The 13164-nt window shown below is 54.3% G+C and carries 10 protein-coding genes; 4 read left to right on the forward strand and 6 right to left on the reverse strand.

Annotated features, from left to right (window positions below; all coding sequences use genetic code 11):
* Positions 1-3 precede the first annotated feature (3 nt).
* The gene (locus H6F67_RS23085; RefSeq protein ID WP_190769000.1) at positions 4-804 is read right to left on the reverse strand and encodes an RMD1 family protein; all 801 of its coding nucleotides are present in this window, start codon (positions 802-804) and stop codon (positions 4-6) included.
* 129 nt (positions 805-933) lie between these two features.
* Between H6F67_RS23085 and H6F67_RS23090 the strand changes: the two genes are divergently transcribed.
* Together H6F67_RS23090 and H6F67_RS23095 are read left to right on the forward strand one after the other, a co-directional pair.
* Positions 934-1770: a DUF1206 domain-containing protein gene (locus tag H6F67_RS23090; protein ID WP_190769001.1), complete on the forward strand. Its 837-nt coding sequence runs from the start codon at positions 934-936 to the stop codon at positions 1768-1770.
* Between the two features lie 190 nt (positions 1771-1960).
* Positions 1961-4885: a GAF domain-containing protein gene (locus H6F67_RS23095; protein ID WP_190769002.1), complete on the forward strand. Its 2925-nt coding sequence runs from the start codon at positions 1961-1963 to the stop codon at positions 4883-4885.
* Positions 4886-4899: 14 nt separating this feature from the next.
* On the opposite strand, the gene H6F67_RS23100 is transcribed toward H6F67_RS23095, so the two are convergent.
* The 3 genes from H6F67_RS23100 to rpaB are packed head-to-tail and all read right to left on the reverse strand — an operon-like array spanning position 4900 to position 7730.
* Entirely contained in the window at positions 4900-5898 is a 999-nt protein-coding gene (locus tag H6F67_RS23100; RefSeq protein ID WP_190769003.1) for a beta-ketoacyl-ACP synthase 3, read from the reverse strand.
* Positions 5898-6944, reverse strand: a complete 1047-nt coding sequence (plsX, locus tag H6F67_RS23105; protein ID WP_190769004.1) for a phosphate acyltransferase PlsX — start codon at positions 6942-6944, stop codon at positions 5898-5900. Before plsX ends, H6F67_RS23100 begins: the two co-directional genes overlap by 1 nt.
* A gap of 57 nt (positions 6945-7001) precedes the next feature.
* Positions 7002-7730 (reverse strand): response regulator transcription factor RpaB, encoded by a 729-nt coding sequence (rpaB, locus tag H6F67_RS23110; RefSeq protein ID WP_190769005.1) that lies wholly within the window; start codon positions 7728-7730, stop codon positions 7002-7004.
* Positions 7731-7899: 169 nt separating this feature from the next.
* Here rpaB and radA point away from each other — a divergent pair, with 169 nt between their 5' ends.
* Positions 7900-9333, forward strand: a complete 1434-nt coding sequence (gene radA, locus H6F67_RS23115) for a DNA repair protein RadA (protein ID WP_190769006.1) — start codon at positions 7900-7902, stop codon at positions 9331-9333.
* Between the two features lie 203 nt (positions 9334-9536).
* Here the strand turns inward: radA and H6F67_RS23120 are convergent, their stop codons facing one another.
* On the reverse strand, positions 9537-9815 hold the full coding sequence (locus H6F67_RS23120; protein WP_190769007.1) for a DUF4090 family protein: 279 nt from the start codon (positions 9813-9815) through the stop codon (positions 9537-9539).
* Between the two features lie 250 nt (positions 9816-10065).
* Here H6F67_RS23120 and gndA point away from each other — a divergent pair, with 250 nt between their 5' ends.
* Positions 10066-11586, forward strand: coding sequence for an NADP-dependent phosphogluconate dehydrogenase (gndA, locus tag H6F67_RS23125; protein ID WP_190769008.1), 1521 nt, complete (start codon positions 10066-10068; stop codon positions 11584-11586).
* A gap of 50 nt (positions 11587-11636) precedes the next feature.
* Here the strand turns inward: gndA and H6F67_RS23130 are convergent, their stop codons facing one another.
* Positions 11637-12638, reverse strand: a complete 1002-nt coding sequence (locus H6F67_RS23130) for a glycosyltransferase family 2 protein (RefSeq protein WP_190769009.1) — start codon at positions 12636-12638, stop codon at positions 11637-11639.
* Positions 12639-13164 lie beyond the last annotated feature (526 nt).

The raw sequence follows: 13164 nt of genomic DNA on the forward strand, positions 1-13164 counted from the left end.
CCGCTACACCTGCAAAAACAGGTCATACATTGACAGCAAAATTTCCACCACAATCAAAATCACCACGTACCACTCGACGCGCAAACCCGTATTGTGCTGAAGCAGATCCAGCACGGTTTCCGCCGTCCGCGAAATTAAATCCAGCTTGCGTTCTAGGGCAAGGTGGCGATCGCGAATTTCATATTCATCGTCCAAACGGCGATACAGCCGCTCCAGCGTGGGCGAATCCCACAGCAGTTCCGGCTTATCGCTAATTTCCACCCGACCGATAATTTTGTGTTGAATTGATAGGCTCAAGCCCAACTGCCGCAACAGTTCTTTGCCCTGCCGTTCGCGGTTTGTGCTAGTTTGCAGGCTGGCAGCAAACGGCTCAATCTGGTCAAACACTTTCGCAGTTCCGGCTTCGTAGTGCGCCAGAACAACGCTTTTTGCCAGCACATCCGCGACGATCTGCAAACATTCGACGCTAAACGCTTGAATCCAGATCATGCCGTTTTCGACGCGCCCCGCTCCGGCAGGCTCAAGCTGAAGCACGACTTCTTCGGTTTCGCGCTTGGCAAACGGATCGAGAACCAGCGGCTCAAGCTGTAACAAAAATGACGCTTCTTCGATCGGCTCTAGGCCAAACAGCACAACTGCCCCATAGCGAAACAGAACCGCACAGCCGCGATCGCCCGCCGAAACCACTAGCGGCATAGTTGCTAAGCTATCGGTCGTCTCCAGTGCCGCCAGATTCAGCCGCTCCCCTAGAAATATCGCTCGCCCTTTAACGCTTTCTTTTTCCGCAAAAAGAATTTTCTCCATATCTCGATTATGCATGTTGGCTAGAGGATGCAGGCACACAAGATATCGCGTTCGACAAATTTGTTCTGTGGATAGATGCAGTGAAGGAATCGATCGTGCAAGCTCAAAATTAGGAATTCATCAACAGCAATGGCACAAACCACAGACTGGGTAGAACGGCTCGCACGATTTGGTTATGCTGCAAAAGGAATTGTGTACGGCATCGTTGGCGTTCTAGCAGTGCAGGCGGCAGTCAGTGCGGGCGGCCAAACAACCGATACACAAGGCGCACTGAATACGATCGCCGCTCAGCCATTTGGTCAAATTCTGCTGGCGTTGGTGGCGATCGGGCTAATCGAATACGTGCTGTGGCGGGTTGTTCAAGCGATCTACGATCCCGAAGGCAAAGGCAAAGATGCAAAAGGCATTGCTCAGCGACTTGGCTACCTGCTCAATGGTGCAGTTTATACTGGATTGGCCTTGAGTGCGCTCAAGTTAACGATGGGAGGGTCAGCAGGCAGCAGCAACGGGCAGCAAGACGCTACCGCGCAACTGCTGGCGCAACCGTTTGGCCAATGGTTGGTTGGCCTGATTGGAGCGGGCGTCATTGGTATTGGCTTCTATCAATTCTATGAAGCGTATAAAGCCAGCTTTCGCAAGCGGCTCAACCTCAATCAAATGAGCGATACAGAGCGCACTTGGGCAACTCGCGTTGGACGCTTTGGACTCGCAGCACGTGGCCTTGTTCTCACGCTGACCGGACTATTTTTGATACAGGCGGCGCGGCAAAGCGATCCTAACCAAGTGCAAGGACTGGACGGAGCGCTGCAAACGCTGGCGCAGCAGCCGCAGGGAGCATGGCTGCTCGGTCTAGTCGCGTTGGGATTGGTGGCTTACGGAATTCATATGCTGGTGCAAGCCCGTTATGGCAAAATCAATGCACCCGCGATCGACAACCCGATCGATCCGCTTGCTCGGTCGCGATAAATACTTTGGAGTAAAGTAAGATTGCTGAATTGTGCGATCGCTGTTTAACCGCACCGTACTTCTACGGCTGATCGAACCAACTTCAACATGAGACACTGCCATCGGGGATCGCAGTGCATTATCTTAGAAATAATGCATCTCCGTCGCCTGTTGGTTTTTGTCACCTCTTGCATAATGAGCCGCTCGCGTAATGGAATCGCTACCGCAGTCCGCAATGCTCACTCAAGAAGTGTTGCTTCACCGCATTGCTAATCGCATTCGTCAATCTTTAGAACTTCGAGAAATTTTAGCTGCGACGGTTGCCGAGGTGCGGTCTTACCTGGGAACCGATCGCGTCAAGGTTTACCAGTTCGCCCCCGATGGTCACGGCGTTGTCATCGCTGAATCGATCCAAGCAGGCCGCTTGCCCTCGCTGCTGGGTCTGAATTTTCCTGCCGATGATATTCCGCTCTATGCCCGCGAACTGTTTGTCCGATCGCGCCAGCGTTCGATCGTCAACTTGGAAGCGGCTGAAATTGGCCTCAGTCCAATGGAGCTTGAAGAAACCGGAGAACCGTTGCGATCGCAGCCAATTCGCTATCGTCCGGTTGATCCTTGCCACGTTGAATATCTGACGGCGATGGGAGTTAAGTCCTCGGTTGTCGTGCCGATCGTGCTGGCAAACTCGGAAACCGGAACGCACAAGCCGCCCGCCCTCGACGTGAATGCACAGCTTTGGGGCTTGCTGGTTTCGCACCATTCGGAATCGCGTCAAGTCACTGACCAAGAGTTGCAGTTTATTCAGTCGGTCGTTGACCAGATGGCGATCGCCATTTCACAATCGATTTTGCTTCAGCGCGTCCGCGATCAAGCCCAGCAAGAAGCCCACATCAACCACGTTACCGCCCTGCTCTACACCACGCCCACCGTTCAGCTTCAGGCCGCACTCGAAGCCGCAGTTGAAGCATTTGCCGGATCAGGCGGCAGGCTATATCTACTGGCAAACGAACCGACGCAGGCGATCGAGCTTTATACCTGTGGCGACCAGCCGCAGCATCTTGACCAGGCGACAAAACGCCCGATCGAAGAAAATTTGCTGTGGCAAAACTATCTCAAATCTGCTCTTCCTTCGCACTCAGCCGAAGCAGTTCGGCCTTGGTCAGTCGAATGGATGCGATCGGTTTATGCGCTGACTCCGGTGTTGGATGCGACTGATCCGGATTTATCCCTGTGGGCAATCAGCGATATCTACAAAGAGCCGCTGTTGCGCGTTATGGCTCCGTTCTTTCAAGACAGCAAAATTCGCGGAATGCTGATTTTGCCGCTCACTTATGGAACAGAAGTGGTTGGCTGTCTGACGGTGTTTCGGGACGAGGTCAATACCGAAATTCTTTGGGCGGGCGCACATGACCCGGATACACGGCAGATGATGGCGCGGCAGTCGTTTGAAGTGTGGCGACAGTTGAAGAGCGGACAGGCACAGCAGTGGACAGAAGCGGAACTGAAGCTGGCAAAAGCTTTTGGCGAACGCTTCTCGATGGCCGTGAAGCAATATCGCCTCTATCAGCAGGTGCAAGGGCTGAACAGCAATCTTGAGCATCAGGTAGAAGAGCGCACAGCGCAATTGCAGCAATCAAACTTGGAACTTCAGCGATCGACCCTGGAACTTCAGCAATCAGTCGATCACCAGCAGGCACTCGCCCGCATCATTGCAAAAATCCGCGCCTCACTCGAACTCGATGCGATCTTCAAAGCGGCGGCGACTGAAGTGCAAGAACTGCTCAGCGCCGATCGCGTTGTGATCTACCGCTTTGATCCCGAAGCAGGCGACGGCAGCGGTGAAGTCGTTTCTGAAGCAGTTTTGTCTGAATTTCCGTCGATTCTCAATGCCAAGCTGTCAGAATGCTGCATGGGCAAATCGCGGCTGATCGCCTACGCCAAAGGAAATGTGCGGGCGATCGACGACCTACATCAAGCTGGGCTGACCGAGTGTCACGTGCAGATGTTGGCGCAGTTTCAGGTCAAGGCCGATTTGATTGTGCCGCTGCTGGTGGGCGATCGGCTGTGGGGCTTGCTGTGCGTTCATCAATGTACGACCACGCGCCACTGGCAGCAGCGCGAAATCGAATTTACGCAGCAGGTGGCGGCTCAAATTGGCGTTGCCCTTCAGCACGCGGTTTTGCTGGGGCGGACTCGGCAGCAGGCCAAGCAGCTCAGCGAGGCGATCGAACATCTCCAGCGGACGCAAACGCACCTGATTCAAAGCGAAAAAATGTCGAGCTTGGGTCAGTTAGTCGCGGGTGTGGCGCACGAAATCAACAATCCGGTCAGCTTCATTTACGGCAATCTCAGCCATGTCAGCAGCTACACGCGATCGCTCCTGAAGCTGATCGAGCTTTATCAGCAGCACTACCCAGAACCGAACGCAGAAATTCAGCACTATGCCGAAGAAGCCGACCTGGAATTTGTCGCCTCGGATCTGCCGCATCTGCTCGCCTCGCTGGAAGTCGGAGCCGATCGCATCCGCGAAATTGTTCTGAGCCTCCGCAATTTCTCGCGCCTCGATCAAGCTCGAATGAAGCCTGTGGACATCCACGAAGGGCTAGACAACACGCTGATGATTTTGCAGCACCGCATCAAGGCTGATTCGTCGCACACCGAAATTGCGATCGTCAAGCAGTACAGCAATCTACCGCTGGTCGAATGCAGCGCCGGACAGCTAAATCAAGTGTTTATGAATCTGCTCAGCAATGCGATCGATTCGCTGCGCGACACGCAAGACCAGCAGCGCGAAGCCGGATTGCCGCAGATGCAGGGCAAAATTACGGTTCGGACAGAAGCGATCGATCCCGATCACGCCCAAATCGTCATTCAAGACAACGGCAACGGCATTCCCGCCAGCATTCAGCATCGCCTGTTCGACCCGTTCTTTACCACGAAACCCGTCGGCAAAGGAACAGGACTCGGCTTGTCGATCAGCTACCAGATTGTAGAACAGCACGGCGGCAAGCTCGAATGTATTTCCCATCCCGGTCAGGGCGCAGCATTCGTCATTCGACTGCCGATCGAGCAGCGCAAGTCCGAGGCCATACAGCAAGGAACCATTCAGCCAAGCGGCGATCCTGCTGTCGCGTAATTACCCAATAGGCATTAGCCCCACTGGAAGATTGCGGCTCCCCAAGTTAGACCTGCACCAAAGCCGGAAGCGGCGATCATTTCGCCTGCCTTGATTTTTCCTGCCCGGACACTTTCATCCAGTGCGAGGGGAATCGAGGCGGCATCGGTATTGCCGTAGTCGGCCATGTTGCTAATGACTTTTTCCGGCGGAACGCCTAACCGATCGGCAACCGAGTCGAGGATGCGCTGATTGGCTTGATGGAGCAGCAGCCAGTCGATTTGGTTGATGGTGAGGTTCGATCGATGCAGCGCTTTCTCGATCACTTCTGGGACGCGCTTAACCGCAAACCGATAGACTTCCTGACCGTTCATTGTGATCGGCTGAAACTTGCCTTGCGCGACCGTCACGCCTTCTGTCAGCGTCAGCGGTTCCGGCTGGTAGGCCAAGTTGAGCAGATGATTTTGCGTGCCGTCGCTGCGGAGTTCAAAGCCCAAGAGTCGATCGCGCTCGGATGCCTGCATGACGATCGCTCCGGCTCCATCGCCAAACAGAACGCAGGTGCGGCGATCGTTCCAATCCACCCAGCGCGACAAAATATCTGCGCCGATCAGCAGCACGTTTCGATACGCTCCGGTGCGGATGAACTGCGCGGCTGTCACCAGTCCGAACATGAAGCCGGAACAGGCTGCGGTGAGATCGAACGCGACGGCTTTGAGCGCACCGATTTCCGCTTGGACTTGGCAGGCGCTTCCGAACAGATCGTCAGGACTGGAAGTTGCCAGCAGAATTAGATCGATGTCCAGCGGGTCGATTCCGGCCATCTCGATCGCATTTCGGGCAGCGGCGGCGGCCAGCGATCGCAACGATTCATCTGCGCTTGCAAGGTGGCGGCGGCGAATTCCCGTCCGCGAAGCGATCCACTCGTCAGAAGTTTCGACAAACTGGCTGAGCGCATCGTTATCGATACAGACAGCGGGTGTGGCTGAGCCGCTGCCGATGATGGCAACGCCAGAAGGAAAAGATTGGTGCATTAGGACTGATTGGGTTCGGCATCGATCGCGCCTGCCGAGACTTTTTTGTATTGAGATTGAATTCGATCGAGAACTTCGTGATCGACGGCTTCTTTCGCCATCCGAATCGCGTTGAAGATCGAGGGAGCTTGAGAACTGCCGTGACTGATGACGCAAATTCCGGACACGCCCAGCAGCAAACCGCCGCCGTGTTCCGCGTGATCCATTCGCTGCTTGATGCGACGCAGATTCGGCTTCAGGAGTGCGGTTCCAATTTGGCCGTTTAAGCCTTGCGGCAGTTCTTCGCGCAAAATTTGCAGCGCGACTTCTCCGACCGCTTCGGCAAACTTGAGCAGGACGTTTCCGACGAAACCGTCACAGACGATCACATCAAACTGGCCTTTGAGGACATCGCGGCCTTCGGCGTTTCCGGCGAAGTTGAGGCGATCGTTTTTCTGGAGCAGTTCGTGCGCCCGTAAAGCCAAATCGTTTCCTTTGGTGTCTTCCTCGCCAATGTTAAGCAGACCAACTTGCGGCTTGTCAGTGCCCAGCACGTACTGGGAATAGACCGATCCCATAACGGCAAACTGTTCGAGGAATTTCGGGCGACAATCGACGTTTGCGCCGACATCCAAAATCAAAACGGGCTTTCCGGCGATCAAGGTGGGAAGAACGGCTCCGATCGCTGGCCTGTCAATTCCCTTCAGCCGTCCGAGTCGGAGTAAGGCGGCTGCCATTGCCGCGCCTGAATGTCCGGCAGAAACGACGGCATCGGCTCGCTTTTGCTTGACCAGATCCATCGCGACGTTGATCGACGCTTTGGGTTTGCGCTTGATGCCGCTGAGCGGTTCTTCGTGCATTTCGATCGTGCCTTCAGACGGCACAACTTCTAGCTGATGCGAAGTCGTGTGCTGCTTGAGCGATGCTTCGATCTGCTGCGGATCGCCCACCAGCAACACATCCACGCCCAGTTCGGCCTGCGCTCGCAGCGCTCCAACCACAATTTCGGCAGGCGCGTGATCGCCGCCCATCGCATCGATCGCAATTCTGGCTCGACTTGATCCCATGACGCAGTTGATAGAAACCTCAAAAATTCTATCAGATGGTTCCTCCCCTCACTCCGCCTATTCTTCTCCCGGTTCGACAATTCGCTGAAACAGATAGCCCGTGCCGCGAGCGGTGAGGATCAGTTCGGGGTTGCTCGGATCGTCTTCGAGCTTGGCGCGGAGGCGCGAGATGTGGACATCCACAACGCGAGTATCGACGTGACGTTCCGGCGTGTAGCCCCAGACTTCTTGTAGAATTTCCGATCGCGAAAACGGTTCGCCCGATCGACCCACCAGCAGTTCCAAAAGGCTAAACTCCATGCCCGTCAAGCGAATCCGCTCATCGCCTTTGTAAACCTGACGCTTGTTGGTGTCGATGCGAATGTTGTTGATTTGGATGACGCCGGAACTGGGAATGCCGGATGCGCCCACTTTATCGACACGACGCAGAACCGATCGGATGCGGGCTTCCAGCTCTTTCGGGGAGAAGGGCTTGACGACGTAATCGTCTGCGCCAAGTTCAAGGCCAGTGATGCGATCGGCCACGTCGCCCAAGGCGGTGAGCATGATGATCGGCACGTCCGATTCTTTGCGGAGTTCTTGGCAGACGCCGTAGCCGTCCAGCTTCGGCATCATCACGTCCAGCACGACCAGATCGGGATCGGCGTTGCGGAAGGTGTCGAGGGCTTCTTCGCCGTCGGCAGCGGTGACAACATCGTAGCCAATCATCGAAAGGCGCGTTTCAAGGATGCGGCGGATGCTGGCTTCGTCGTCTACAACCAGAATTTTTTCTTTGTGATTTTCCAATTTACTTAACGCTCCTTAAGGGTATTTCTCGGTTGATTAATTTTTCACACCTTATCATTAAGATAGTACCTCATATAAATTTCATCAGAACGCTAGAAATCCCGTTGTTGTTGCATTTCAGGGTTTCTTAAGATTCATTCAACTAGGCGAAAATTCGTCAAAGAAAGTAATGCCAAAATTACGATCGCTTTACGTCTGTAATGAATGTGGAACCGAAACTCCGCAGTATTTCGGAAAGTGTCCTTCTTGTGGCAGTTGGAATTCGATGGTTGAACAAGTTGCCACCTCCACAACCGCCAATCGCACCAGCACTTTAACCGCCACTCGATCGACCTCCAAACGCGCCAAATCCACTCCACCACAACCTTTAAGCGCCCTTACCCTTCCACAGCTTGAAGATCATCCGCTGACGCGAGTTCCATCGGGTTACAGTGAACTCGATCGGGTTTTGGGCGGCGGCATCGTTCCCGGTTCACTCGTGCTGATCGGTGGCGATCCCGGTATCGGTAAATCCACGTTGCTGCTGCAAGTTGCCAACCGTCTTTCGCAGCAATATCGAATGCTCTACGCTTGTGCCGAAGAATCCGGGCAACAGGTGAAATTGCGAGCACAGCGGCTAGGTGTCGGTGCAGATGCAGCACCAGAGGCGATCGAGCGACCTCCACAAGCCGATCTTTACCTCCTGCCCGAAACCAACCTCGAAGTCATCTTGCAAGAACTCGAATCGCTGCGTCCGCAAGTCGCCGTGATCGACAGTATCCAGGCGATCTATCTGCCGTCACTCAATTCTGCTCCCGGTTCGGTTTCTCAGGTGCGCGAGTGTACAACGGCTTTGATGCAGCTTGCCAAGCGCGAACATATCACGCTGTTCATCGTCGGACACGTGACCAAGGAAGGCGCGATCGCAGGTCCGAAAGTCCTCGAACACTTGGTCGATACGGTTTTGTATTTTGAGGGCGATCGATTTGCCAGCCATCGACTGCTGCGATCGGTGAAAAACCGCTTCGGCGCAACGCACGAAATCGGCGTGTTTGAAATGGTCGGTCAGGGCTTGGTGGAAGTCACAAATCCCTCGGAACTGTTCTTGGGCAACCGAGACGAACAGAGTCCAGGAACGGCCACGATCGTTGCCTGCGAAGGCACACGCCCCTTGGTCGTAGAACTGCAAGCCTTGGTGAGTCCGACGAGCTACAGTTCGCCGCGTCGATCGACGACGGGATTGGAATACAATCGCCTCCTGCAAATCTTGGCCGTTCTTGAAAAGCGCGTCGGCATTCCCTTGTCCAAGCTGGATGCTTACGTTGCTTCATCCGGCGGCTTAAATGTCGGAGAGCCTGCGGCAGATTTGGGCGTGGCCGTTGCAGTGGCGGCAAGTTTTCGCGATCGCGTCGTTGATCCCGGCATCGTCTTGATTGGCGAAGTCGGTTTGGGCGGACAGGTTCGCGCCGTGCCGCAGATGGAGTTGCGCCTGAAGGAAGCGGCGAAATTGGGCTTCAAGAAAGCGATCGTGCCCGCCAGCCAAACCTACGCAGACGTGGGAATGGAAATTATCCCGGTTGCCCGCGTGGTGGATGCGATCGGAGCTGCTTTAGCCGCCCGCTAGTTTCTTCCTGCTCAGGCTTAGCCGACACCCCTAGGCTGTGTTTGAAAACCCTCTGATCCTCCCTCACCCCATAAAAAAGGAGGGAGCCGAACCGCTCCTCAAAGTCCGGGTTCTCAAGGGGACAGGGGGATCTCCACGAGGCGTTGCAATCACGAGAAGCTTTTCAAACACGCCCTAGACCTGAGCAATTTTGATTTGGAAATTTATTTGCTGTAGTAAAACGCGATTTCTTTTTCTTTTAGTGGAGCAAAGTCGGCATCGCGCAGCATTTGATTCAGTTCATCTTGCGGAATGTGCTTTGCGCCAATGCGGACAATGCGCGATCGCATCGTATTCGACACGCCGCTGCGCTGCCGTCCGGCTTCGAGTCCCATCACTTTGTTGTAGAGGTCGAGTTTGGCGGCGGGAATCGGAGAGCCGTCAAAGTCGATGCCTTCGGCAATGGCGCGATCGATCGCGTCTGCCCCGGTGGTGTCTGCCATAATTGCTGAAATTTTGTCGCGATTGTTACGCCAGCATTCTATCAAAGCAGCGATCCCAACAGCGGCATAAAGAAAACCTTTGAGCCAGACCCGAATCGAAAAAAGTTGACTAGTCTGGAAGTCAAAACCTTTTGCGAAAGATAGATTTTTTCTCCAAAAAGGTTTGCTACCTATGGCAGGAGGTATAGGAAAAATCGTTCCCCGCCCATCGACACACAAACAAAAACTCAACACCAACGGATAGGGAAATATGGCACAAAGTTTTGGTTTAATCGGCTTGGCAGTGATGGGTGAAAACCTCGCGCTCAACGTCGAACGCAACGGCTTTCCGATCTCGGTCTACAATCGATCGCGTGACAAAACCGATGCATTTATCTCCACCCGCGCGAAAGATAAGAACGTCGTCGCCACGTATTCGCTCGAAGAATTAGTCCAATCACTAGAGCGTCCGCGCAAAATTTTGATCATGGTCAAGGCGGGTGCGCCCGTTGATGCCGTCATGAATCAACTTAAGCCGCTGCTCGAAGAAGGCGACATGATCATCGACGGCGGCAACTCGCTGTTCACCGATACCGATCGCCGCGTCGCCGAAATGGAATCGACCGGATTGCGCTTCATCGGCATGGGCGTCAGCGGTGGCGAGGAAGGTGCGCTGAACGGTCCCAGCCTCATGCCCGGAGGAACCGAAGCCGCCTATCGCGAAATCGAACCGATCGTCACCAAGATCGCCGCTCAGGTCGATGATGGTCCCTGTGTCACCTACATTGGCCCCAGCGGGGCAGGCCATTACGTCAAAATGGTTCACAACGGCATTGAGTACGGCGACATGCAGCTTATTGCAGAAGCCTACGATCTGCTCAAGAACGTGATTGGCTGTAGCGATCGCGAACTGCACGAAATTTTTTCTGAGTGGAACACAACGGACGAACTCAATTCGTTCCTGATCGAAATTACCGCTGACATCTTCAGCCGCATCGATCCGGACACGAATCAGCCGCTTGTTGAACTGATTCTCGACGCTGCCGGACAAAAAGGCACGGGTCGCTGGACGATCGCCAGTGCGCTCGAACTCGGCGTTGCCACTCCGACGATGACAGCGGCGGTGACAGCGCGGATTATGTCGTCCTACAAGGCAGAACGGGTCGCCGCTTCCAAAATTTTGGAAGGTCCCTCAATCAAATTCGACGGCGACAAAAAAGCGTTCATCAACATGGTGCGCGATGCGCTCTACTGCTCAAAAATTTGCTCTTACGCGCAGGGGATGGCGTTGCTGGGAGCCGCTTCGAAAGAGTACAACTACAATCTGAATCTGGGCGAAATGGCGCGAATTTGGAAAGGCGGCTGCATCATCCGAGCCGGATTCCTTGACAAGATCAAAGTTGCGTATCAGCACGATCCGAATTTGGCAAATCTGCTGCTGGCTCCAGAGTTTAAGCAGACGATTCTCGATCGCCAATCTGCTTGGCGCGAAGTAATTGCCACTGCTGCGAAGACGGGCATTCCCGTTCCGGCCTTTAGCGCCTCGCTCGACTACTTCGACAGCTACCGCCGCGCCAGCCTGCCGCAAAACCTGACGCAGGCACAGCGCGACTACTTCGGCGCACACACCTACATGCGTACCGATAAGGAAGGCATCTTCCACAGCGAATGGACGCAACTGGCGAAAGAGTCGCTGCAAATTTCTACCCCAGAAGTTCCCTTGGCTCACGTCGAGGAAAACGAAGCACCTCGCGAAGTGGTCGAAACGGCTCCGGTCGAAACCAAGTCGTAAGCGATCGATTTCCCACAGGGGCACACGGCGTGTGCCCCTACCGCAATTGATCAATCTGCATCTGGCTCGACCACTTCGCGGACGCGATAGATCGGGCGATTTTGCGATTCGTGATAGGTACGCATACACAGTTCCGCCAGCAGGCCAAAGCTGAAAAGCTGAATGCCTGCCAGAAACAGGACAACGGCAAGAATCAGCAGCGGGCGATCGCCAATGCTTTGCCCCAAGACCAGCCTGATGAACGTGAGATAAAGGCCGATACTGGTGCCAAGGACGATCGACCCCAAGCCAATCACACCAAAGCCGTGCATCGGGCGAGTCAAAAATTTTTTGATCGCAAAAATCGTAAACAAATCCATCAGGACGCGAATCGTTCGCCCCAGCCCATACTTGCTCTTTCCGAAGCGGCGAGCATGATGGAGAACAGGCAGTTCGGCAATTCGCGCACCTTCGATGTAGGCCAGCGCGGGTAAAAAGCGGTGCAGTTCGCCGTACAAATTCATGTCTGCAACCAGTTCCGCCCGATATGCCTTGAGCGAACAACCGTAGTCATGCAGCTTCACGCCCGTGACGTGACCAATCAGCCAGTTGGCAATTCGCGAGGGCAACAGGCGCGTCACCGCCGCATCTTGACGCTCTTTGCGCCAGCCGCTCACCAAGTCGTAGCCTTCTTCCAATTTGGCAAGCAGGCGCGGAATGTCGGCGGGATCGTTTTGCAAATCGCCATCGAGCGTAACGATCGCTCGTCCCTTGGCGTGGTGAAATCCGGCTGCCATTGCTGCGGTTTGTCCGTAGTTGCGTCGGAGCAGCACAGCTCTCAGGTCAAATCGATCGCGCACAAGCTGCTTGAGCAAATCCGTCGAACCGTCGGTTGAGCCGTCATCAACGCAAATTAATTCGTAGGAAATGCGATAATCCTGCATCGTGCTGGCAATCGCATTGATCAAATGCATCAGGCTTTCGACCTCGTTATAGATCGGCACGACGATTGAGATCACAGGTGGGGCGACAGCGGTAGAAACAGGGGCGTAAGGTTCAAACGACGTACTCATGCACAAAACGGCAAATCGGCTGCGAAACTCTTAAGCTATCACGGAAGCGCACAAGGGGCGATCGTCACGCTTTTAGAGCAAAAGCCGTGAAATCAATTTCTGGCTGAAAGCTCAAACCCATTCAAATGGGTTGGTGCTCTGAGTTAGTTTCAACGGACCTTGCTTTGAGCCAGGAGATTAATTTCTGGCTGCCATTGCGTCAGTCCTGCTTGTTGGCTAGAAGCGATGCAGGGTCTAAGTTTGCTTGCTCCTGCACACACAGGGTTGAGGCATTGGACTTCGGTTCGTATTACCGAGTTCCATGCAGGCTCGCTGACCTGTACTAGGGTGACCGTTGCTCCCGCATTTCGATCGCTCAACACCAGAATGTAATTTCTTTTCAGGAATGTCAATTGAGTGATGTCATCGGTTTTAGCCTGGATCTGTGCTAGCATTTGGTATTTTTACTGCTATAGATGTTGTTTCGATCACCAGCGTATAAAGCAGTTGTAAAATCTGCCTGAATTGCGATCAGATCGATCAAAGA

Source organism: Microcoleus sp. FACHB-1515, assembly GCF_014696105.1.
GTDB lineage: Bacteria > Cyanobacteriota > Cyanobacteriia > Elainellales > Elainellaceae > JAAUTJ01.